The organism is Acinetobacter sp. YH16042, from assembly GCF_013417245.1.
Lineage (GTDB): Bacteria > Pseudomonadota > Gammaproteobacteria > Pseudomonadales > Moraxellaceae > Acinetobacter > Acinetobacter amyesii.
Genome location: NZ_VPEJ01000017.1, coordinates 41,571 through 62,489, shown reverse-complemented (window position 1 = coordinate 62,489; position 20,919 = coordinate 41,571). Strand labels below are relative to the sequence as shown.

General features: G+C 42.2%; 23 protein-coding genes. 10 read left to right on the top strand and 13 right to left on the bottom strand.

Annotated features, from left to right (window positions below; genetic code table 11):
- Positions 1 to 7 precede the first annotated feature (7 nt).
- Positions 8 to 427 (top strand): acyl-CoA thioesterase, encoded by a 420-nt coding sequence (locus FTV37_RS12235; protein WP_078191328.1) that lies wholly within the window; start codon positions 8 to 10, stop codon positions 425 to 427.
- Positions 428 to 495: 68 nt separating this feature from the next.
- On the opposite strand, the gene FTV37_RS12230 is transcribed toward FTV37_RS12235, so the two are convergent.
- The 3 genes from FTV37_RS12230 to FTV37_RS12220 all read right to left on the bottom strand — a co-directional run bounded on the left by FTV37_RS12230 (position 496) and on the right by FTV37_RS12220 (position 2,147).
- Positions 496 to 930: an ester cyclase gene (locus FTV37_RS12230; protein WP_373683582.1), complete on the bottom strand. Its 435-nt coding sequence runs from the start codon at positions 928 to 930 to the stop codon at positions 496 to 498.
- A 197-nt stretch (positions 931 to 1,127) separates the two neighbouring features.
- Complete coding sequence (locus tag FTV37_RS12225; protein ID WP_180063975.1) at positions 1,128 to 1,631, bottom strand: DUF4442 domain-containing protein; 504 nt, start codon at positions 1,629 to 1,631, stop codon at positions 1,128 to 1,130.
- A 27-nt stretch (positions 1,632 to 1,658) separates the two neighbouring features.
- A complete protein-coding gene (locus FTV37_RS12220; protein ID WP_078194203.1) occupies positions 1,659 to 2,147 on the bottom strand; it encodes a YajQ family cyclic di-GMP-binding protein in 489 nt (162 codons plus the stop codon).
- A 92-nt stretch (positions 2,148 to 2,239) separates the two neighbouring features.
- Between FTV37_RS12220 and FTV37_RS12215 the strand changes: the two genes are divergently transcribed.
- Positions 2,240 to 2,554 (top strand): rhodanese-like domain-containing protein, encoded by a 315-nt coding sequence (locus tag FTV37_RS12215; RefSeq protein ID WP_078194202.1) that lies wholly within the window; start codon positions 2,240 to 2,242, stop codon positions 2,552 to 2,554.
- 34 nt (positions 2,555 to 2,588) lie between these two features.
- On the opposite strand, the gene mnmC is transcribed toward FTV37_RS12215, so the two are convergent.
- From mnmC to FTV37_RS12195, 4 genes are read right to left on the bottom strand one after another with little or no spacing between them, the layout of a single operon-like run.
- Complete coding sequence (mnmC, locus tag FTV37_RS12210; protein ID WP_180063974.1) at positions 2,589 to 4,544, bottom strand: FAD-dependent 5-carboxymethylaminomethyl-2-thiouridine(34) oxidoreductase MnmC; 1,956 nt, start codon at positions 4,542 to 4,544, stop codon at positions 2,589 to 2,591.
- A 37-nt stretch (positions 4,545 to 4,581) separates the two neighbouring features.
- Complete coding sequence (locus tag FTV37_RS12205) at positions 4,582 to 5,097, bottom strand: hypothetical protein (protein WP_180008983.1); 516 nt, start codon at positions 5,095 to 5,097, stop codon at positions 4,582 to 4,584.
- Positions 5,098 to 5,102: 5 nt separating this feature from the next.
- Positions 5,103 to 5,405, bottom strand: coding sequence for a YciI family protein (locus FTV37_RS12200; RefSeq protein ID WP_078191312.1), 303 nt, complete (start codon positions 5,403 to 5,405; stop codon positions 5,103 to 5,105).
- A gap of 28 nt (positions 5,406 to 5,433) precedes the next feature.
- Positions 5,434 to 6,045, bottom strand: coding sequence for an inner membrane-spanning protein YciB (locus FTV37_RS12195; protein ID WP_078191311.1), 612 nt, complete (start codon positions 6,043 to 6,045; stop codon positions 5,434 to 5,436).
- A 44-nt stretch (positions 6,046 to 6,089) separates the two neighbouring features.
- Between FTV37_RS12195 and FTV37_RS12190 the strand changes: the two genes are divergently transcribed.
- The gene (locus tag FTV37_RS12190; RefSeq protein WP_111885437.1) at positions 6,090 to 6,947 is read left to right on the top strand and encodes a PHP domain-containing protein; all 858 of its coding nucleotides are present in this window, start codon (positions 6,090 to 6,092) and stop codon (positions 6,945 to 6,947) included.
- On the opposite strand, the gene FTV37_RS12185 is transcribed toward FTV37_RS12190, so the two are convergent.
- The 3 genes from FTV37_RS12185 to radC all read right to left on the bottom strand — a co-directional run bounded on the left by FTV37_RS12185 (position 6,934) and on the right by radC (position 9,749).
- Entirely contained in the window at positions 6,934 to 7,983 is a 1,050-nt protein-coding gene (locus FTV37_RS12185; protein WP_111885438.1) for a hypothetical protein, read from the bottom strand. The genes FTV37_RS12190 and FTV37_RS12185 overlap by 14 nt on opposite strands.
- Positions 7,984 to 8,060: 77 nt before the next feature.
- Positions 8,061 to 8,972, bottom strand: a complete 912-nt coding sequence (locus tag FTV37_RS12180; RefSeq protein ID WP_078191309.1) for a bestrophin family protein — start codon at positions 8,970 to 8,972, stop codon at positions 8,061 to 8,063.
- 75 nt (positions 8,973 to 9,047) lie between these two features.
- Entirely contained in the window at positions 9,048 to 9,749 is a 702-nt protein-coding gene (radC, locus tag FTV37_RS12175; RefSeq protein WP_168378714.1) for a DNA repair protein RadC, read from the bottom strand.
- Between the two features lie 112 nt (positions 9,750 to 9,861).
- Here radC and coaBC point away from each other — a divergent pair, with 112 nt between their 5' ends.
- Positions 9,862 to 11,133 (top strand): bifunctional phosphopantothenoylcysteine decarboxylase/phosphopantothenate--cysteine ligase CoaBC, encoded by a 1,272-nt coding sequence (gene coaBC, locus FTV37_RS12170; RefSeq protein WP_180063973.1) that lies wholly within the window; start codon positions 9,862 to 9,864, stop codon positions 11,131 to 11,133.
- A gap of 392 nt (positions 11,134 to 11,525) precedes the next feature.
- A complete protein-coding gene (locus FTV37_RS12165; RefSeq protein WP_180026766.1) occupies positions 11,526 to 12,044 on the top strand; it encodes an Asp-tRNA(Asn)/Glu-tRNA(Gln) amidotransferase subunit GatC in 519 nt (172 codons plus the stop codon).
- Between the two features lie 110 nt (positions 12,045 to 12,154).
- On the opposite strand, the gene dusA is transcribed toward FTV37_RS12165, so the two are convergent.
- A complete protein-coding gene (dusA, locus tag FTV37_RS12160; protein WP_180063972.1) occupies positions 12,155 to 13,186 on the bottom strand; it encodes a tRNA dihydrouridine(20/20a) synthase DusA in 1,032 nt (343 codons plus the stop codon).
- A gap of 284 nt (positions 13,187 to 13,470) precedes the next feature.
- Here dusA and FTV37_RS12155 point away from each other — a divergent pair, with 284 nt between their 5' ends.
- From FTV37_RS12155 to FTV37_RS12145, 3 genes are all read left to right on the top strand, one after another.
- The gene (locus FTV37_RS12155) at positions 13,471 to 14,886 is read left to right on the top strand and encodes a methylenetetrahydrofolate reductase C-terminal domain-containing protein (RefSeq protein ID WP_180063971.1); all 1,416 of its coding nucleotides are present in this window, start codon (positions 13,471 to 13,473) and stop codon (positions 14,884 to 14,886) included.
- A gap of 187 nt (positions 14,887 to 15,073) precedes the next feature.
- Positions 15,074 to 15,484, top strand: a complete 411-nt coding sequence (locus FTV37_RS12150) for a hypothetical protein (RefSeq protein ID WP_180063980.1) — start codon at positions 15,074 to 15,076, stop codon at positions 15,482 to 15,484.
- Between the two features lie 97 nt (positions 15,485 to 15,581).
- On the top strand, positions 15,582 to 16,226 hold the full coding sequence (locus FTV37_RS12145; RefSeq protein WP_180004612.1) for a HEPN domain-containing protein: 645 nt from the start codon (positions 15,582 to 15,584) through the stop codon (positions 16,224 to 16,226).
- A 52-nt stretch (positions 16,227 to 16,278) separates the two neighbouring features.
- On the opposite strand, the gene FTV37_RS12140 is transcribed toward FTV37_RS12145, so the two are convergent.
- On the bottom strand, positions 16,279 to 17,475 hold the full coding sequence (locus FTV37_RS12140) for an MFS transporter (protein WP_180063970.1): 1,197 nt from the start codon (positions 17,473 to 17,475) through the stop codon (positions 16,279 to 16,281).
- Between the two features lie 123 nt (positions 17,476 to 17,598).
- Positions 17,599 to 18,516: a DMT family transporter gene (locus FTV37_RS12135; RefSeq protein ID WP_180056111.1), complete on the bottom strand. Its 918-nt coding sequence runs from the start codon at positions 18,514 to 18,516 to the stop codon at positions 17,599 to 17,601.
- Positions 18,517 to 19,456: 940 nt separating this feature from the next.
- On the opposite strand from FTV37_RS12135, the gene FTV37_RS12130 reads away from it, so the two are divergent.
- Complete coding sequence (locus FTV37_RS12130; protein WP_111885447.1) at positions 19,457 to 20,584, top strand: Re/Si-specific NAD(P)(+) transhydrogenase subunit alpha; 1,128 nt, start codon at positions 19,457 to 19,459, stop codon at positions 20,582 to 20,584.
- A gap of 11 nt (positions 20,585 to 20,595) precedes the next feature.
- Entirely contained in the window at positions 20,596 to 20,916 is a 321-nt protein-coding gene (locus tag FTV37_RS12125; protein ID WP_078191287.1) for a proton-translocating transhydrogenase family protein, read from the top strand.
- Positions 20,917 to 20,919: the final 3 nt, after the last annotated feature.

The following is a 20,919-nucleotide window of genomic DNA, read 5'->3' as shown; positions in this document are numbered from 1 at the left end:
AGCTAAAGTGTCAGAAACTCATGTAAAACCTGAAGGAACGCTTTCCCTACAAACCATCGCGATGCCTGCAGACACCAACTGGAGTGGTGATGTTTTCGGTGGTTGGATCGTGTCACAAATGGACTTGGCCGGTGCAATTCACGCAGAGCGTTTCAGTCAAGGACGCTGTGCAACGATTTCAATTAACCAAATGACCTTCCTCGTTCCTGTGAAAGTCGGGGATGTCATCAGTGTATATACCAAAATTTTAAAAGTGGGTAATACCTCTATCCAAATGCAGATTGAAGTTTGGGATAGCCATGACAGCTCACGTGATCCAATTCGCGTAACCGAAGGTGTGTTTACATTTGTCGCTGTGGATGTGAAAGGTGCTAAGCGTCAAATTCCTGCGGATGCAAAAGCTAAATTTGCTGCAGATCAAGCTTAATTAAAGTTAGACGCAAAAAAAAAAGCCGCTCAATCGAGTGGCTTTTTTTATGAATAGTGGCTGAGAAATTAAAACATCGTGTTTGAGTTGGCACTGGTTGCAGGAATGCTTTGTTGCACGTCCCAATGTTCAACAATTTTGCCATTTTCAACACGGAAGATATCGATAATGGCTTCTCCATGGTCTTGCTTATTTTGCGTAGAGTGTACATGTAAATAGACCAAATCACCTTCGGCAGCGGCACGTTTGATCTGGTTTTTTGCTTCAGGATTTTGTTTAAAATACTGGGTGAAATAATCGACAAAAGGTGCTTTGCCATCAGGTACATGCGGATTATGTTGAATATATTGATTGCCAATATATCGGTCAGCATATGTCTTAACCTGATGTTTAAGAAAGACACCTTCATAAAAATCAATCACGATTTTCTTATTTTCCGCTGCTTGGCTGGTTTGAATATTGCTATCAGCCGCTTGATTTGGAGTCGTTGGCGTTGCAGGAATATTACTTTGACATGCAGTTAAAAAACCGCCATGCTGATGAATGAAAGGGGAATGATTTTTTTCATAAAGTGCTCAATATATTTGTGTCGTGCAAGCATATTGAGCGGAATTACGGCGTATAAATAGTAAAAAACAGTCTTGATTTTGCTGAAATTTAGTAAAACTTATACTTACCTAAAAGTAAGTTTTATTTACATTTATTTATTTTTCAGAGCGGATTTTGCCACCCACGCCCAAAGCATTTCACATTGAATCGGTGCTTCACCAGATTCATCGGTGACTAAGACCTGTACTAAGGTTTCACCTTTTTCTGTGCTTTGCATTTGTCGTTGCTGTTCGGGTGTAAGCGTTGCGATGGCTTTCATCCCACCTTGGGTTGGACGTTTAAAATCAACTTTGAAGCTTTTAATCAGGACAATGGCACTGTCTGGGACGTTCATTGCTGTGACAAAGCCTGTGGCTGTTTCGGCGATCAGCGCCATGGTACAGGCATGTACTTGCCCGATGTGGTTTTGCATCGCCTTATGATTGGCGATGCTCACCTCAACACGCTCAGGGCTGACATGTTGATATTGGATCTTAGCTGTTCCAACCATGGGCACGACACGACCAAAAGCTCGACTGAGCAAACGACTTTGAATACCTTTGGGTAATTTAGAGCTTGCTTTAACCAGTTTATTTAGACGATTTGGACGTGCCATATTGACCTCAATGGCAGTTGTGCTGCCTTAATCTTTAAAGTTGTTGAATTGAAGCGGCACACCAAATTGTTGCTCTTTTAAGAACGCCATCACTTGTTGCAAAGTGTCACGTTTCTTGTCAGTCACACGAATTTTGTCGCCTTGAATAGAAGATTGCACTTTAATGCCGCTTTCTTTAATGGCTTTATTGATTTTTTTTGCAGTATCAGAGTCAAGACCGTCTTTTAGTTTGATCACTTGAATGACGTTTTTACCAGAAGCGGTCATTTTTTGTGGATCGAGTGCTTGAATGTCGACTTTACGTTTGAAGAAATGATTTTCGAGCATGGTATACACTTGTTCACATTGGAAATCGCTTTCTGTTGAGATTTTGATTTCCTTATTTTTCTCATTTAACTCAATTGAAACGTCTTGACCACGGAAGTCAAAACGCGTCGCTATTTCTTTTTGCGTGTTTTGAACTGCATGATTTACTTCAAAAACTTCTAATTCGGAAACAATATCAAAAGAAGGCATAGATTAGACCTTTACAAAGGGAAAGAATATCTGAGATGCTAGGGATGTTTTCTTCATTTGCCAAGTGTTGTTTACATCAAAAGGAGTGTGCAATGATCCGTAAACAAGAAATTACAACATTTGAGTTCCCAGAAGACTCGATTATCTGGGATGTTCGCGATGCAAGTGCTTATGCTGAAGCACATGTGAAAGGTGCGGTTAACCGACCGATCAACGCATTGTCATCAGATGCACTGACTCAGGTGTCAACGGATCAACCCATTTACATTTTATGTGGTGGCGGAAGTAAAGCTCCACGTGCAGCAGAGTTACTAGAGGGTTTTGACAGCTCACGTGAATATGTAATCTTAATGGGCGGCACGCGTGCTGCTCGTGATGCCGGTCTTCCTTTGGAACAAGGGAAATGAGATCGAATCAAAAAAAGCGCCGAAAGGCGCTTTTTTATTGCAGGTTATTTTTTTGAGGTGGAGATGACGGCATCTGACCCTGAAAATAAGGCTTCTTAGTTTTTTGTTTGGCTTTGGCGCGTCGTATAAAACGTGCTGCATGAATTTTATCGAGTAGCTGTGTTGGAATAGGGCAGGCTTCTTTTAAGACCAGCGCGGCAATGATTTCACTACAGAGCGGGGCATACAGGAAACCTTTAGAACCGAGTCCACTACAGCTATAAATTTGCTGATCTTCATGGACTGCACCAATTACTGGGAAAAAGTCTTTTGTCTGTGCGCGAATTGCGGCACGTCCTTGCCATTGCTCAATCGGTGCTAAGGTTTTGGCAAAGTCGGGGAATACACTGTGGATAAGTTCATAGTTATGCACATGATCTTCTGTGAGAACGTCGGTGTCATCACGGCCAGGATAAAATGACGCGCCCATAATCATCTGTTCGGCATCCAGTTGCATACAATAGCCCCCATAACTATAGGCGGTATGCATATCCATCTGTTGAGCGGGATTGTTCAACCAACTGACTTGTCCACGAATGGCACGCAGTTCTGGATAATCTGTTTGTAGTTGCATACTGTCACGTGCCGCACAGAGAATGACATGCTCGGCAGATGGAAGCTGCTGATCCTGTGTAAATAGCGCAACGCCATTGTGTTGCTGCTCAATGCGTTGAATATCTGCTTGTAACAACTCAATGTGTGAATGCGCCAAGATTTGGTCACGAAGCTGATGTGGACTGACTGCGCCTGCTTGTTTGAGGAGCAGGGTTGGATATGTTGAGGCTAATTGATTTAGCGTGCCTTCTTCAGCAGCTAATACCTCTGAAGGATAAGCTTGAGCTAAATCTAGGTGTTCTGCTTTATTTTTTAAAATAGATTGGTGAATCTGTAAGGGACGAAATGCCTTGAAGTTTTGATAATGCTTGAGCGCATATAACCAACTCAGGGTCATCAGATGCTCAGCACTTTGTTCAATTGGACAGAGTTTAGGGTTGAGCAGGGCAAGAGGATTGCCCGACCCACCGCTGAGTGGTGCTGATTTCTCGTAAATACGCACTTGATGCCCGCGTTGAGCAAATGCCCAAGCACAGCTTAAACCTGCGATGCCAGCGCCAATAATTGCGATTTGACGGGGCTTATGTCCTACAGTGATTTCAGAATTTTTTTTTTCGTCTAAAGTGGGAAGGTTAGCAACTTCGGATTGATCATCTGATCTTTCAGGTGCGAGCCAAAAAGCTTTGAGCATTTCACGCTTATGAGCAAAGCCACGTGGTCGTGTAATGGTAATACCATGCTCACGTAAGCCGCGTTTCAGTACACCTGCCACACTAAATGAGGAGAAGGTCGTCCCAATGTCCGATAGACGCACGATATTTTTGAGTACGTTTTCTTCCCACATGTCAGGATTACAGGCGGGTGCAAAACCGTCCAAGAACCATGCATTGACCGTAGCAGTTTTTGCCATGACCGGAAACACGTCGTGTGCATCGCCTAACCAAAGATCAATTGAAAAACGTTCTTCTGGAAAATTGAGTCGATGACATCCCGCAATGGGTTCAGGATATTGCGCAATCAGTTGCTGTGCCAAAGGTTGTAATTCAGGCCATGCATTTAATGCACGAATGAGATCTGCTTTAGATAAAGGGAATTTTTCTACAGAAATAGCATGTAGATGACTGTGATTATTTGGACGAACCTGTTGCCATAATTGCCACAGGGCCAAAATATTTAAGCCTGTACCAAAACCTGTTTCGCCGACACTGAAATATTCAAAATCAGTCAGTGCCGCAAGGCGAGTGTCGAGGTCATTCCCTTTTAAAAACACATGACGTGTTTCGAGCAGGCCGTTGTCCTTCGAAAAATACACATCACCAAACTGTTTAGACACTGGAATATCAATGCCATCGATCATTTGCCAATCGAGATCGGCAGTCTGAATTGCACCTGACAAAACTCAAGCAACCTTTAAATTGAAGTAGAAAAAAGAATTACCATTGACGACGACGTTTGGTATAGACGTAACTGGCCAACAAGAAACCTAAAATCACGCCAACACCGAGTGTGGTCCCGCCGTATAAAAACATCTGCGCGCTACGTTCACTTTGTAGCACTTGTACTTGTACGCCCAAGCTATCATTTTTAAGTTGTAATTCTTGGTTTTGCGCCAAGGCTTCAAGGTTAGCTTTTTCTAACTGTTGTAAGCGTACAGATTGGTCTTTGACCATCGCTTTGACTTTGGCATCTTGCAGCGCTTTATTTTTTGCCAATTGTTCAATGGTCAATGGATTTGCATCTTGAGGTTGACCATTAGGATTGACGGTTGCCGCCACTTTAATGATGCCTGGTTTATTGGCAGGAATGGTATGCGGCACAGGATTGGGAGGAGGTGTTGCAGTCGTTGCTTGAGCAGCAGGGGCTACAGTAGGTGCAGGAGCCGGTTCTTCAGCCCATGCAGTTGAACAAATTAAAGATAAGCCCAGTAAACTAGAAACAACGACGCGCATGAACCTTATCCTTTAGGAAATGCTTTGTTAAATGGTTTGACATCAATTTGGCCATAAACCCCTTCTTTGAGGAAAGGTTCATCTGCCAACCATTGGTCTAGGGCTTCACGACTATCAAAATCGACAATGATCGTACTGCCATAAAAACCAGCTTGTGGGTTTGCCGGATCTTTAGGCATCGCACCTGCAACAATCAGACGACCTTCATCATCAAGTTTTTGTAGACGTTCAAGATGTTGAGGGCGAACTGCAAGGCGCTTTTCTACTGTACCTTCATTATCTGTACAGCTTACGACGAATAATGGCATGACTTTTCCTGATTTTTGACCGAATGGATTATTCTGAGGTCTTAAAGTATTTACGTAATACAATAAACTGAATAATGATAAAGGAAAACATCACGATCATGTCACCAAAAGCAGTGAATTCACCCCAATATTTTCCGTCTGCAAACAAATAAGCGAAAAAGGTGTGTAAACATGACATCACCACGAACATTGCAGCCCATGCATAGTTCAATCGTTTCCAACCGACAGCGGTTAAATTTAAGACTGGACCAAATAAACGTTCGATGAGCGGTTTCTTATCTTTACTAAACAGTGGAGAAAGTAAAAACGCCCCTGCGAACACTAAGTTCAGTAAAACGGCTTTTAAGCGAATATAAAAATCATCGCTTAGCATCAGGGTAATACCACCAAAAATCACGGTCATGAACAACACAATCCATTGCTGTTTATCTAGACGGAATTTTTGCATCACAAACAATGCACCATAAACCACAAGCATGGAAATGATGAGACCTGATGTTGCCACAAGAATGTTATTGTTATCGACACCCCCAGCAGAACCAATCAATTGTAATAATGGGTGCTGCGTATCTTTTGGATCTACAGTTTTATATAAATAAAAGAAAATAATGAGTGGCACAAAGTCTAAAAGTGCTTTCATGTTAGAGTATCTAAATCTGATCAAATAAATGACATAGTATAGAGATGCAAGGCGTAGATTTACATACACACAGTAATATTTCTGATGGTACTTTGTCACCAGAGGCTCTGGTGCAGGCCGCAAGTGCTATTGGAATTCATACGCTGGCTTTGACTGATCACGATACGATGGACGGTTTGTTGGCTGCAGAGCAGGTTGCGCATGAATTAAAGCTGCAATTAATCTCTGGTGTGGAGATTTCTAGCCAGTGGTCGAGACCTGCGACCAAAAAAAGTTATGGTGTGCATATCGTCGCTTTAAATATGCAAAATCCTGCGCCCTTACAAGCCTTATTAATGGATCAAAAGCGTATTCGAGCGGAACGTGCTCGGCAGATTTGTGACTTACTGATACCGTTAATTGGTCAAGATATTTATAGCGATGTGGTTGCCAAAGTCGACCATATTCCAGATCGGGTAACACGTACCCATATTGCCAAAACTTTGGTGGAAAAGGGGGTAGTTTCACGTCCACAACAAGCTTTTGATAAATATATTAAAGAAGGCAAAAAAGCTTTTGTAAAATTTGAAGGTCCGAGTCTTGTTGAGACCATTGAGGTGATTCATGCCAGTGGTGGCTTTGCAGTGTTAGCGCATCCAACGCGTTATGATTTATCTGCGACCAATATTCGTTATTTGATTGAAATCTTTGCTGAAGCGGGCGGTGATGCAGTGGAATTACCACCGGCAATTGAGCCATTATCGACTCGTCAAATGGTGGATCGTATGATTGCTGCCTTTAACTTAAAAGTTTCTGTTGGGAGTGATTTTCATGGTGACAATATGCCATGGATCAAACTCGGCAACATCCCTCGAGTGAAAGAAGGGCAAGTTGGAATCTGGGACAGTTTTAAGTCACATTGACATCAGGATCTTCGATAAACGGTGAAGTTCGATAATGCTGAATGTTACGGTAAAGCAGATAGAGGCAGCCCACGGCAACGCATGCCCAGAACCATGCCTTGAACAAAAACGCGATGATAAAAACACTGATGGCGATTATGCACAACAGTAGACTTGTCACGCGTTGAGGATGCCTCTTGGTCAGCAAGGCAGATTGCATGGTAGGTTGATGTTTAAAATTGCGATAAGGAATAAAATCAATGGCGCTTGAGAGTGCCAATTCGAGTTTATCAAAATGCCGTGCCTGTGAACTGATACGATAGCTCTGCCCATAACTGGTTTTCAGTTTGAGGAGATAACCGGGTTGATCTTCTTCACGAACGGCATGAATTTCCGATAAATAAGGTAAATCCAACGTAAGCCGTGTTGGAATCTGCTCAAAATAGATATTCCCCGTATAGGGCATGGCAAAGTAGTTTTTCATTTGATGAAAATCATCAAGCTGATCATGCGCATATAACTGCACGATGGTGCGCGTACGTGCCAAATAATGCACCCAAATCTGTTGCCCAATGAGGGCAGAATTCAATTGCACATGAATGTTTAAAAACAAAGTACTCGCAAAGACTTGATGGAGATCGACGCTAAACCATTTCGCCTCTTCAAGTTCATTGAGCTTTAAGAGCAATTGTTGCTGTTTGCCTTGCCACCAATGTTCACGGACCTCTCGATAATCCACAATCACAGCATCTGAACTGCGTAAGGCGTGTTCTTTTAAATCCAAAGCCAATTTGGGATCAATCAAATGCTGTTGAATCCAAAATGGAAATTTGATTCTTTGCGATTTGTCACGAAATATACTGATGACAAATAGAGCACTCATCAGGAATAAGAATTGCCAATTGCTTTGCCATGATGTGAATAATATGCCTTGCCATGCTAGGAGTAATGCGATGCTAAACAGCAACACAACGAACATGAAAATCACAGCAAGCGCTTTGCAAGGATGCAGAATCGGTTGTGGCTTATAAGTGAAAATCCGTTTTTTTATTTTCATGATTTTTCCTTATTATGGGTGTTGTATGGATCATGGATCTGAATGCGATCCGTGCATTCAGGCGAAACGCATACCAATTATAATAAATTATGATCTTTAGCTTGAATCGGTGGTGGGGTGGGTTTTCCTAAAGTCCCAAGTAATTCAATTTCAATAGTACGCACCATCGAGTCCAATGGAAGGTCATTACTTTGTGTACCAAAGGGCTCTTCAATCTCTGAACTCAGCGCATCTAAGCCTAAAAAGGTATAGGCCAAAATCCCGACCAAAAGGGGGGTCGCAAGACCTAAAGTAGAACCCAAGCTAAAGGGTAAGACAAAACAGAAAAAATAAACGGTTCGATTCAGCAAGACCGAATAAGCAAACGGTAATGGCGTAGTGGCAATACGGTCACAGCCGGTTTGTACGGTGCTGAGTTCCATCACATGCTGATTCATCTGGGTATAAATAATATCTGAAATTTCACCATCTTTAAGTGCCTGCATCAGCTCCCATTGGATCAAACTCAACGTGTACTGCGGTGCATTGGCTTGTTGGTATAGTTGGGTGATGGCATTCGCGCTCATGCCGCTGGTTTCAACCAGTTCAGTGGGATTGGCGGTTTGATGGCGGAGTCGGTCACGTAAAACGTTGGCAAAGACGATTACATGTTGAATCACACGTTCACGACGGCCTTGACTGAGTAAACGGCAGTCACGGTCAAAATGGCGTGCATTGGCAATCAAAATGCCCCATAAACGCCGAGCTTCCCACCAACGGTCATAGCAGGCTGAGTTTTTAAAGCCTAAGAAAATCGACAGCACAACACCGATTAGGGTAAAGCCGACCAAAGGAAATTCGGTAAAATGGAAGATATCGACATAGGATAAGCCGCCCACAATGGCAGACAGCAACATAACGATCCCGAGCGGAGGTAAAACCTTAGGTAAAATCGTTCCTCGCCAAGAAAATAGCAGTTTAAAAATACTCGGTTGGTCACGGACGATCATGTTCGAATGATAATTTCTAGTTTTAAAAAATTATGATGATCTTCGGGTTTGCTCAAGCACTTGTCAATAACTGTTTCATGCAGATGAGTGTGCTTGGAGCAAGCCATGTTCAGCAAAGGAAAAACTCCCTTCAGTGGAGATAATGCAATGATCGATAAGTCGAATTTCCACCAGCTGACAAGCCTGCTGAATGAGTCGAGTCAATTCAAGATCGGCAGCAGAAGGTTCTGCACGACCGAAAGGATGATTATGTGCAATGACAATACTGCTGGCATGTTCAGAAATGACATAACGCAGCAGTTGATTGATGGAAATTTCACAGGTATTGAGGCTGCCATAAAAAAGTTTTTTAAAGTTTATTTTTCTTAAATGCGCATCTAGACAAAGCACGCCAAAGACTTCTTGACGTTCCGATAAAAATTCAAAGCGAAGAAAGTTTTGCAATTGTTCAGAATGTTGCAAGTGTAAGGCTTCATTTTGAAAATGTTGACTCACATAGCGTTTACCGAGTTCTTTTACCGCCATGAGCTGCGCATATTTACTGTTTCCAATGCCATGAAACTGGCGTAAATCCTCAAGTGAAGCATCCATCAGCGCTTGCAACTGACCAAAATGTTGGATCAGGAGTCGTGCGAGTTCGACAGCAGAGTGCTGCTGGGAACCAGAGCGTAGGAAAATAGCCAGTAGTTCAGCATCGGATAAACTTTGTGCGCCTTGATGAATCAGGCGCTCACGTGGGCGCTCTTGTTCAGGCCAATTTTTAATTGAATTATTCATTATTCTTAGACTTTTTTATTATCAGTCAATCGGCTTTTTCACAGCAGATTGTTGGGTCAGTGCATATTTAATGCTATTGTGAGCGCCACTGCAACAGATAGGTAGCCTGTTCGTGAGCTTTGATTTAAGTGTAATGCCCACAAAAAATATTCTTTTAGGTGTCACTGGTGGTATCGCAGCCTATAAAAGTGCCATTCTTGTCCGTCGGTTAAAAGATGCCGGATTTGATGTGCGCGTGGTGATGACTCAAGGTGCGCAAGCCTTTGTGACCCCGCTAACGTTTCAGGCGCTTTCAGGCAACCCTGTGCATACCGAATTACTCAATCCCGAAGCAGAAGCGGGCATGGGGCATATTGAATTGGCACGTTGGGCTGATTTGGTATTGGTTGCTCCTGCAAGTTGTGACACGCTGGCAAAATTTGCGGCGGGTTTAGCAGATGACCTTCTTTCGACACTTTATCTTGCGACTAAAGCACCCGTCTGGGTTGCCCCTGCGATGAATCAGCAAATGTGGGCAGCCAAAGCGACACAACGTAATTTAAATACACTGGTTGAAGATGGCGTACATGTGATCATGCCTGATGCCGGTTCTCAAGCATGTGGAGATGTGGGCTTAGGACGCATGCCTGAGCCAGAAGATTTGGCGGATCAAGTGACGGCCTATTTTCATCAAGCACAGCGAGCTATTGCTGAAAAATTTGGCATGCTTGCAGGCAAACATGTGGCGATTACAGCCGGTCCAACACGTGAGTCGATAGATCCTGTACGTTATATTTCCAACCACAGTACAGGTAAAATGGGGTTTGCACTGGCAGCGGCTTGTTATGCAGCTGGGGCTAAAGTAACGCTGATCGCTGGACCCGTCAGTTTAGATACACCAAATGGTGTACGACGGATTAATGTGCAGTCTGCAATTAAAATGTTAGACACCAGTCTGCAAATGTTAGATGAAGGCTGTGATATTTTTATTGCAACAGCGGCTGTTGCTGATTATCGCGTGGCAGAAGTTGCAGAGCATAAAATCAAAAAAGCTGGCGATGAACTCAATGTGGCTTTAATTAAAAATCCAGATATCGTTGCAACAATTGCGCAGCAGTCAAAACGTCCATTTATGGTGGGATTTGCCGCTGAGACACGCAATGTCGAAGAGTATGCTGCAGGCAAACTTGTGGCAAAAAAACTCGATATGATTGCGTGCAATGATGTTTCACGTAAAGACATTGGTTTTGCTTCAGACGAAAATGCCATGACCGTGTTCTTCGCCGATCAATATCAAATGGAAAAGCGTGATTTAGAGAAGGCGTCAAAACAAGAAATTGCACAGCAATTGGTGGAAGCCATACATGATGCGCTACATCATGAGCCTGAAACAGACGATGAATAATTTCAGTTGATTCCTTAAAAATCCCCGCAATGTTTGGGGATTTTTTTTATGGCGCTTTTACGATGTTTTGTTTAAGGCTCTATATTGAAAAAATCACAATAGGATCGTTTTGATGTTGAAACTTTGACGGCTAGGAAACTATTACCAAAATGGTCATTTTCAACAAAAATATGTCAGCAATAGACCAAGGCTGTCAGTGTTTTAAAACAGCAAAAATGCAATTTAAGTGATTGATATCAAAATTAAATATAAAATTGAGAAATCTTGATAATTTGGCTTGTACTGTGTGTTTTATTGGCTATTATGAAGCAAACAATGAGGAATGTTTGGATCGCAATCTGTGAACGGTCTGACTTTTTCATCAAGAATAAATGCATCATGGGGGATGCAATATGTTTCGATGGCTCACCATTTTTTTACTGTTGAGTTTGGCTGGTTGTAGCTATTTTGTCTCGACAGATGAATTATCTCGGCAGATTGAGCAGCAGATGCAACACGAGTTTGATCAGAATCCAGATTATCGGCAGTACCATTTACGGATTCAAAATATAAAAGTATTAGAGCGTAAGGGATTAAGCTTTAAGGCTCAGGCGACGTTGCAATACGATGGTCAGCCTTATACTGTTTTGGTCGATATTTACAAAGACCTGCAAGGCTATGCATGGAAAATAGATGAAGAACAATTTGCCTTCATTGACGAAGCTGAAATTGCAAAATATCAGGCGCAGTTAGATCAAGAGTTGAATCATTTGGTTGAGGAATTGGAACAGCCAACCGAGGAGGTTGAGCCTGTTACATCGGCGCCTGAGAGCTATGTGGGTTTGCGTGAGGAAGAAGATCCATCAGATTATCAATGGACTGGCTATGATGAGCCTTTTCCCAAGGGGAACATTACGGTCAATAGTCATTGAGTGATGATGTGATTGCTTTGATGATTTGTGACGATGTTGCCAAACACGTACTTTGTGAAGCATGACGCATAAAAAAGCCCGCAAAATAGCGGGCTTTTACTTTTAGAAGATTATTCTTCTAAAACGACTTTCGGATGATCACGTAAATAGTCTTCTGTACGTTGCATTGCATCCTTAATATTTTGGATGGCATTTTCCACATCGGCAAAGGTTTTGGCATTGCCACCACTTAAAGCCTGACGCCATTTTCGAGCACCCGGTAGGTTTTGGAATAAACCTAAAATATGACGGGTAATGATAGAAAGTGGCGCACCTTCTTCCATGCGTTTAGCAATATATGGCAGCATTTGATCGATAATATCGAAACGGTTGGGTAGTTCGAGATCCCAAAGCTGACCGATCTCAGCCAATAAGTATGGGTTGTGATAAGCCTCACGGCCAATCATCACGCCATCAACATGTTGTAAATGTTGCTGTGTTTCAGCAAAGGTTTTCACCCCGCCATTAATTTCGATCAATAAATTTGGACGGTCTTGTTTCAGACGATAAACATCTTCATAACGTAAAGGTGGCACATCACGGTTTTCTTTTGGCGACAAACCTTGCAGCAGGGCAATACGGGCATGCACGATAAAATTGTCACAGCCAGTCTTTGCCACGGTATCGACAAAATGCAGCATTTCTTCATAAGACTGCATGTCATCAATCCCGATGCGGTGTTTCACGGTCACTGGAATATCAACAGCATTTCGCATTTCAGCAATACATTCAGCCACCAAATCAGGCTCTGCCATCAAGCATGCACCAATTTTATTGTTCTGAACGCGGTCACTCGGACAGCCGACATTGAGGTTTACTTCATCATAGCCCCAGTCCTGTGCCATCTTGGTACAGGTCGCTAAATCTTTGGGATTTGAACCACCAAGCTGTAACACAATCGGGTGTTCTTCGTTGTTATAGTCCAAATGACGATTCGCACCGCCAAATAATATCGCACCTGTGGTGACCATCTCGGTGTAGAGAATCACATTAGGGTTAAACAAGCGTGCAAAGAAACGATAGTCACGAGTCGTCCAATCCATCATTGGCGCAACACTAATTCGTGGTTGAAGTTTATTTTCAATGGGTTGGAGATCAGTCATTAAAAAAACACGCCTTAAAAGAACAAGATGGAAGAACGAAATGGAAAATGGTGAAGAAATACCAAAAGCTGTCTGAAATACGATGAAAAAAACCGCATTTCAAGACGCGCGCAATATTAGCATAAATTGTGGTTTGGGGCATGGTCTTGCTAGCGTGACATATTCAAGGTCAGGCTAGAAAAAGTCGGAAGTGTGGCTTAAGTAATTTAAATTTTTATGTGATTAATCTATAATTTTATAAACTTTATTGTATGGTTTCTCAGCAGATTTAACTGCCTGCCTTTATGTCTTTATTTTCCCAATATCTATTGCAACGCCAGTTTTGTATCTCGTTTGAATATCTAACGACGCAAAAAACGCATCTGGTCCCAACGACATTTGCAGGCTTTCCTGTGTGCATGACATTGGCTGACCGAGTACAAAGTGACACGGATATTGCTCCTTTAGAAGCAATGCAAGACTACCCTCAAAGCATTGAAAAAATTCTGCATTATTCGGGGAAAGGTCGAGATATCTCAGATTTTCAAACTTTTCTGAAAGATGCTCAGCAGCACGGGGTAGAGAATTTACTTTTGCTCAGTGGTGATAAACTCAAGCAGCATCAGGATGGGGCAAATGATCCGACTCTACGGAGCCGTTATTTAGAGTCGGTCAATCAAGTCATGGCAGCCAAAGACTTTGGCGGGTTTTATTTAGGAGTGGCATTTAATCCTTTTAAATATGCAGAAGCAGAAAAGGATGCGCAGTATTTTAAACTGAATAAAAAAATTCAAGCTGGCGCTGACTATGTGATTACACAGTTGGGCTTTGACATGGATGTGTTGAGCAGTTACCAACACTATATGCAGCAATACTATCCACATGTACCTGTATTGGCTTGTGTCATGCCTCTGACATTTACCCGTGCCCGCTTTATGGCCAAGCAAAAAGTCGCAGGCATCGTGCTTTCAGCAGATGTATTAAATTTTTTGCAACAAGAACAGCAAACTGATGCCATACAAGCTGAACAAAATGTCTATGCTCGCTGTGCCTTACAAATTTTAATGTGTCAGCAATTGGGCTATGCAGGGGTTCATTTATCGGCTTGCCATAAAGCAGAAGAACAAGAGAAGTTGCAAAAAGCAATTCTGCAATTTGCCACATTAACGTTTGAACAATGTTTAGCAAAATGGAAGATGCTTTGGCGCTCTAGTGTCGATGTGAACTTCCACCCGACGGGCGCAAATAACCATAAGGCTCCAGTTGAACAGGTTTTGAAATATAAAAGTATGCATGTCATGCATGAGTTATTTTTTAGTTCAAAACTGGCCAAAGGGGCGGGATCTTATATTTTTTCGGCCAAATTATGGCAAAAACCGAAAGCTGATGCGGCCTTGCTGAAAACAGAATTTATCAGTAAACATGGCATCGTGGGTTGTGAAAGTTGCGGACAATGTCGTTTAGGTGAAACCTTATATATTTGTCCTGAAACCTGTCCCAAAGGATTAGCCAATGGACCCTGTGGTGGCTCCAACCTTGACCGCTGTGAGTTTGAAGACCGTGAGTGTATACACTCGGTCAAAGCGCGGTTGGCGAAAGCCGTCGGTCAAGAAAAAATGCTGAAGCAAGAGCTCATCCCTACCGTTGCAATTGAAACTCGCCACAGTAGCTCTTGGAAAAACTGGTTTGTTCCACCGAATTCGTCACCAACAGAACAATAATTCACTTAAAGCATTATTCAGTCTAAAACCTTCATAAAGGTGATTCTTTCAAGCGCTAATCATTCTAAAAATCAGACGAATAGTCGTATAAAAAAATGAAAAAGATGAAATAAACAATTAAGATCAACAGCAGATGAAAATCAAAAATTAAAAATAGAAATGTGAAGAATTTGGGGAATACCACATGATGAAAAAGACCTGCTTAGGAATAGCTTTAGTTTTCACATTGTCAGGCACAACAGGCTGTTCAGTTGTCATGGCAAGCAAGCAGCCAAACAAGAAAAATACCGAAATGATTCAACAAGGGCTGTCTCGTAACTTGGTGATTGCTGAATTTGGCGCACCGATCACCTCTGAATATAAAAATGGCAAACGCCATGAAATTTATACTTTTACCCAAGGTTATTCGACTGCCAGTAAAGTCGGACGTGCATTTTGGCATGGTGCTGCAGATGTGGCGACCGTGGGGTTATGGGAACTTTTAGGAACACCTGCCGAATCCATTTTTAATGGAAAGAAAATGTCTTATGAATTGATTTTTGATGAAAATGATCTGTTAGAACGTTATACCTATCTCACACAAGATGAAACCAAATAGTTGAATACAGAGATATTTTGATTGCATGCCGGTAAACAATTGCGCTAAGTTCAAATGGTAGAAAAATAAACGAATTATCCATTGGAATTTAGCAGGCATGATGCTACTTGAAGAAATATTCAAAAGTAAAAAGTCGGAACATACCGACCAATTTAATTTACGCATTCATCGAGGTTTGAGTTGGCTGAAAAAGTCGATTGATCTTCAAGATGACCTCGATTTGCAATTTATCAGTTTGTGGGTGTCCTTCAACGCAATATATGCGCAAGACTTACAGATTGCTCAGGACAAGCAAAGCTTAAGGCAGTTTTTATATGTGATTTGCCAAAAGGATGCAGAGCATAAAATCTATAATATTTTATGGGAGCGTTTTAGTCAGCCGATACGGTTGTTTTTGGATAATCCCTATGTTTATCAGGGTTTTTGGGATTATCAAAATCAAAAAATTAGCCATGACGCATGCAAAGAGGGCTTGGCGCATGAAAAACAGAAAGTACTACGCGCGCTTAAAGAAAAAGATTCCGTTGATATTTTAATGGTGCTGTTCAATCGCATGTATACGCTACGCAATCAAATGGTTCATGGCGGCGCGACCTATAAAAGTTCGGTCAATCGGAAACAGCTTCAAGACGGCTGCACAATACTGTTGGCACTCTTACCGGTGTTTATGGTGATTCTTTTGGAAAATGCAGAAACCTTGGATTTAGGCAAACCCTTTTATCCTGTGGTGCAGGTCAGTTAATTTGTAAAAATAAAGCCACTTATTGTGGCTTTATTGCGGTGATGAATACTTCTCATTGTGGATATTTTAGTTGCCGCGCAGTATAGAGTTGATCGATCAATACAAAAAATCCAGCAGCAATGACTAAGGCTATCCCTGTCATGCAGGTGGTGGTCCAGCCGCCATGGTGCCATGCAAATACGCCCAAAGCTGAACCACATGCACCACCGACAAAATAAAAAGTCATGTAAATTGAATTGATTCGAGAGCGTGCAATCGGGTTGAGTTGGAAAATAATATTTTGATTACAGCTATGCACCATTGCCAAACCTAGATTGATTAAACCATAGCCCAAAATATAAAAAGCAAGAGATGATCCACCCAAATACAGCAGTCCCCAACTGAGGGCTAAGATGCTACAACCGAGCCAAGTTAATTTTCGGTTAAAACCCAAATCCGCCCAACGCCCAATCCATTGTGTTGATAGGGCACCAAACACACCAACTAAAGTCACGACACCGACCCAAACATCGGCCAATTGAAAGGGTGGCTCAGTCAGTAACATGGCAATGGTGGAAAACAGCATACTCATCGCGGCAAAGACACAGCCCCCAATTAGAGAACGGAAAATTAACCGTGGCTCATGTTTGAGTAATGCGCCCATTGACTGGAAGACTTGGCTGTAGGGCATCCGTGTGATGCTGACCACAGGCAAACGCTTTTTGAGTAAGACGGCTAACACCAACATCAAAAGAGCACTGAGGATGTAAATCGATTTCCAATGAAACAGATAGGACAATAAGCCAGAGAGACTGGTCGATAACAGAATACCGACCAATAACCCACTCATTAAAAAGCCAACAACAGCGCCAATTTTTTCGGGTCGAATCGCCACCGTGACCAAAGGGATGAGGACCTGAGCAGCCACTGAAAATAGCCCGGTGATAATGGTTCCGGCCCAAAGCATGTATAGATTGGTCGAAAAAGCACAGAGGGCTAAACCCACAGTCGCACCAAGCATAAGCAGAGGAATAAATTTGGCTTTATTTACAATATCGCCAATCGGCACAATAAACAGTAGACCCAAAGCGTAAGAGATCTGCGCGAAAGTGACGGTAAGCGCCACTTCAGGTTGTGGAATTTGAAAGCTCTGTTGGATAGAAGCCACTAAAGGTTGGCAATAATAATTGGCACCCGCACATAAACCACATGCAGCAGCCATAAGCCACAACAGGGTTTTATCATGGCTAATGTCGATCGAGGCTTTCATAAATTGTCCAGATATTGGGCGGAAGCGTATGCAAAGAATTTGCTGCCACGCTGTTGTGGTCACTATAAGGAAAATCAAACAGGTCTTAAAGTGTTTCTCTGTGAATTGTATCCACGCACGCGTTTAGGATTTCTTACTGAGACTGATCATCAAGACACCCAGCATATTCAGACCGCAACCGACCCATTGCCATAGGTTTAAGTGTTCATTCAATAAAGCGACGGCCAGTAAAATCGTTAAAATGGGCCCGATAGATGCAATCATGGCCGATTGTGCAGCCCCAAGTCGGACGATACTTTGCATCATCAAAATGGTTGGAAGTACGGTAACCAATAGTCCGAGCGCTAAACCATACAGCCAGACTTGACTCGGGAGTTGTTGAAGCAAGGCAATGGGCTGCGGTGTTGCAAATAGAAAATGAATAATCGTCCCAACGCAGGCTATGCTCAGGGCTAGACCAGTAAAGTGTAAAGAACCAAACTTTTGCATGAGGCCTGGCGTGAGTAATAAATAAATCGCAAATAACACGGCACTGGCAAAAACCAAACTACATCCGAGCCAAAAGTACTGATCATGTGGTGTGGCACTTTGTTCTTGTAGCATCACTAAAACTGTCCCGCCATAACTTAAAATCAGGGCAAGGATGGTTTTAAAACTCAGTGGCTTTTTGAATAAAACAGCGGAAGCCAGCACGGTTAATGTGGGATATAGGAAAAGTATAATTCGTTCAAGCGAAGCACTGATATACATCAAGCCACGGAAGTCGAGCCAGCTCGAAAAGTAATAGCCGATTAATCCTGAAATGAGCAAGAGCACCCAATCTTTTCGTTGAATCGTTTGATAAGAACGTCGACTCAGCCATGCAATGACCAAGAAAAACGGCAATGCACTCATCATGCGTAAAGCCATGAGGACAGTGGCATCGACAAGAGGAGAAAGTGCATAGGCTTGCTTAATAAAAATCGCTTTGGTACTAAACAAGAAGGCAGCAATCAGCGCAAAAATTGCACCGATGAAGTGCGGACTAAGGTTTCTTGACATAAGTTAAGGTGTGCCTAATAACGACTGAACGAATTCGACAGCATTGTTCCGATAAGTTTGAACTGTCATTTTGATTATAAAAAATGCATCGTGTGAGTAAAAATGCAAAAAAAGAATAGTACTTATTCCTTTATGCATAAGGGATTGCTAGATCAAACATGAAAACAGCGGAAGAAATGACCAATTTGGTTTTAAATTTTTTCACCGCAACATGACTCTGCAGGTCAAATATATCAGGCTGAAACATTTAAGGTGAAAATTGCACATAAATGGTGCAATTATTGTTTTTGGTGATACAAAGCCAATAGCGATATCATAATGCTAAATATTCAAAAAATTATTTTTTTAGCTAAAAAAGCCAATTCTAAGACTTAAGGCGAAGCATCAGGTGGGGAGGGCAAGACTTCGATAAACCCGAAACGTGCGCAAAAATTCATCGAATATTCAAGCTGACCGATTTGACTAGACTGTGGTAGAAAAAAGTCAGTTTTCAATACCAGTCAGCACGTCAAAACTGTCAAATGAGTCAACGAGCTGATGCAGTTTGAATGAACGACTGGCTTTACCTGACTTAAGTCGATTTGTAACGACAAGTTCGAATCATTAGTTGTCGAATGAAAATGTCACAATGATCAACGCGCTGAAACAATACGCGCTAAAACCGACTAAATTATTTATGTTTTGAGTCTTAAGTAATATTAAAAAGTTATAAGTAGAATAAAAATGAGTAATAAATCGACAAATAAAACTGAATAAATGAAATATCGCATCATTCTTTTCATGAATCATGAGTTCAAAATATGGGCATTTATTAAATAAATATTGGGTAGTATTTTAAAAAAGTTCAATTAGAATCCAAAAATTGTACAAAAACACATCCTGAGGGGAGACATCGCGGATTGCGATGTTTACTTAAGAAAAATTAGCTTGAGGAACGCTCATGCAGATCGGAATTCCAGCCGAAACTGTTGTCGGTGAAAATCGCGTCGCTGCGACGCCTGAAACAGTAAAGAAGTTGATCAGCGCTGGTCATAGCGTCGTTATTGAACGTGGAGCAGGGGTAAACGCTGCTTACATCGATAGCGCCTATGAACAAGTTGGTGCCAAAATTACGGATGATGCCTATACCGGTAGTCAAATGATTTTGAAAGTTCGTGCGCCTAAAGGTGACGAAATTCAAAAACTCACAGCGGGCACCACCGTTGTGGGGATGTTTGACCCTTACCGCAACACCGAACTTGACCAATTTGCGTCACAAAACGTGTCTGCATTTGCATTGGAACTTTTGCCACGGACCTTATCTCGTGCGCAAAACATGGACGTACTTTCATCTCAAGCCAACCTTTCAGGTTATAAATCTGTGCTTTTGGCTGCGGCAGAATATCAACGTATGTTCCCAATGCTGATGACAGCAGCTGGTACAGTAAAACCTGCACGTGTTGTGATCATGGGCGTAGGTGTTGCAGGCTTACAAGCTATTGCAACAGCGAAACGTTTAGGTGCCGTAGTTGAAGCAACTGACTTACGTCCTACAGCACGTGACCAAGTTGAATCTTTGGGTGGTAAATGGTTAGACGTACCAATGTCACCAGAAGAGCAACAAAAAGCAGCTGATGCTGCAAAAAATGGTTATGGCTGGATGCCAGGTGAAGACTACATTCGTGACCAAGCGATTATTGTTGATAAAGCCGTATCGAATGCTGACATCGTGATTACGACTGCATTATTGCCGGGCCGTGACGCACCACGTTTAATCAAAGCAGAAACTGTTGCCAAAATGAAACCGGGCTCAATCATTTTAGATATGGCGGTTGAAACTGGCGGTAACGTTGAAGGTTCTGTCTGCGGCGAAAATGTCGTGACTGCAAATGGTGTGAAAATTCTCGGTATCCCAAATATTCCTTCAACAGTTTCGACTGAAGCGTCGGCACTGTATGCACGTAACGTTTTGAATTTCATTGAAACCCTGTTTGATAGCGAAAAGAACTTCGCGATTAACCCTGAAGAAGAAATTCAAAAAGCACTACTTGTCACTCATGGCGGCCAAGTGCTGCTGAAACGTGGTTAAGGAGAATCATCATGGTTGAAACGATTACTATTTTTGTCTTGGCAATCTTTGTTGGTTACTACGTGGTTTGGGGGGTAACACCTGCACTACACACACCATTAATGGCTGTAACCAATGCTTTGTCATCGATCATTATCGTTGGTGCGATGATTCAAACCGTTGGTATCCCAGGTATTGTGGATGCAAGCGTACAGTTCCAAAGCATTAACGTGGTGAGTATTTTAGGTGCGATTGCTGTTTTCCTTGCAAGTATCAATATTTTTGGTGGCTTTGCGGTGACTGCACGTATGCTTGAAATGTTCAAACCTAAGCAAAAGAAAAAAGAGGGTTAATCC

What these genes read in the sequence shown, in the direction of transcription:
- FTV37_RS12145 (WP_180004612.1), top strand. Translation starts at nt 15,582, where the DNA reads ATGATGCTACTTGAAGAAATATTCAAAAGTAAAAAGTCGGAACATACC.
- FTV37_RS12185 (WP_111885438.1), bottom strand. Translation starts at nt 7,983, where the DNA reads ATGAAAATAAAAAAACGGATTTTCACTTATAAGCCACAACCGATTCTG.
- FTV37_RS12155 (WP_180063971.1), top strand. Translation starts at nt 13,471, where the DNA reads ATGTCTTTATTTTCCCAATATCTATTGCAACGCCAGTTTTGTATCTCG.
- FTV37_RS12165 (WP_180026766.1), top strand. Translation starts at nt 11,526, where the DNA reads ATGTTTCGATGGCTCACCATTTTTTTACTGTTGAGTTTGGCTGGTTGT.
- FTV37_RS12125 (WP_078191287.1), top strand. Translation starts at nt 20,596, where the DNA reads ATGGTTGAAACGATTACTATTTTTGTCTTGGCAATCTTTGTTGGTTAC.
- FTV37_RS12195 (WP_078191311.1), bottom strand. Translation starts at nt 6,045, where the DNA reads ATGAAAGCACTTTTAGACTTTGTGCCACTCATTATTTTCTTTTATTTA.
- FTV37_RS12180 (WP_078191309.1), bottom strand. Translation starts at nt 8,972, where the DNA reads ATGATCGTCCGTGACCAACCGAGTATTTTTAAACTGCTATTTTCTTGG.
- FTV37_RS12150 (WP_180063980.1), top strand. Translation starts at nt 15,074, where the DNA reads ATGAAAAAGACCTGCTTAGGAATAGCTTTAGTTTTCACATTGTCAGGC.
- dusA (WP_180063972.1), bottom strand. Translation starts at nt 13,186, where the DNA reads ATGACTGATCTCCAACCCATTGAAAATAAACTTCAACCACGAATTAGT.
- FTV37_RS12135 (WP_180056111.1), bottom strand. Translation starts at nt 18,516, where the DNA reads ATGTCAAGAAACCTTAGTCCGCACTTCATCGGTGCAATTTTTGCGCTG.
- FTV37_RS12220 (WP_078194203.1), bottom strand. Translation starts at nt 2,147, where the DNA reads ATGCCTTCTTTTGATATTGTTTCCGAATTAGAAGTTTTTGAAGTAAAT.
- FTV37_RS12225 (WP_180063975.1), bottom strand. Translation starts at nt 1,631, where the DNA reads ATGGCACGTCCAAATCGTCTAAATAAACTGGTTAAAGCAAGCTCTAAA.
- FTV37_RS12200 (WP_078191312.1), bottom strand. Translation starts at nt 5,405, where the DNA reads ATGCCATTATTCGTCGTAAGCTGTACAGATAATGAAGGTACAGTAGAA.
- FTV37_RS12205 (WP_180008983.1), bottom strand. Translation starts at nt 5,097, where the DNA reads ATGCGCGTCGTTGTTTCTAGTTTACTGGGCTTATCTTTAATTTGTTCA.
- FTV37_RS12215 (WP_078194202.1), top strand. Translation starts at nt 2,240, where the DNA reads ATGATCCGTAAACAAGAAATTACAACATTTGAGTTCCCAGAAGACTCG.
- FTV37_RS12130 (WP_111885447.1), top strand. Translation starts at nt 19,457, where the DNA reads ATGCAGATCGGAATTCCAGCCGAAACTGTTGTCGGTGAAAATCGCGTC.
- FTV37_RS12140 (WP_180063970.1), bottom strand. Translation starts at nt 17,475, where the DNA reads ATGAAAGCCTCGATCGACATTAGCCATGATAAAACCCTGTTGTGGCTT.
- radC (WP_168378714.1), bottom strand. Translation starts at nt 9,749, where the DNA reads ATGAATAATTCAATTAAAAATTGGCCTGAACAAGAGCGCCCACGTGAG.
- FTV37_RS12190 (WP_111885437.1), top strand. Translation starts at nt 6,090, where the DNA reads ATGCAAGGCGTAGATTTACATACACACAGTAATATTTCTGATGGTACT.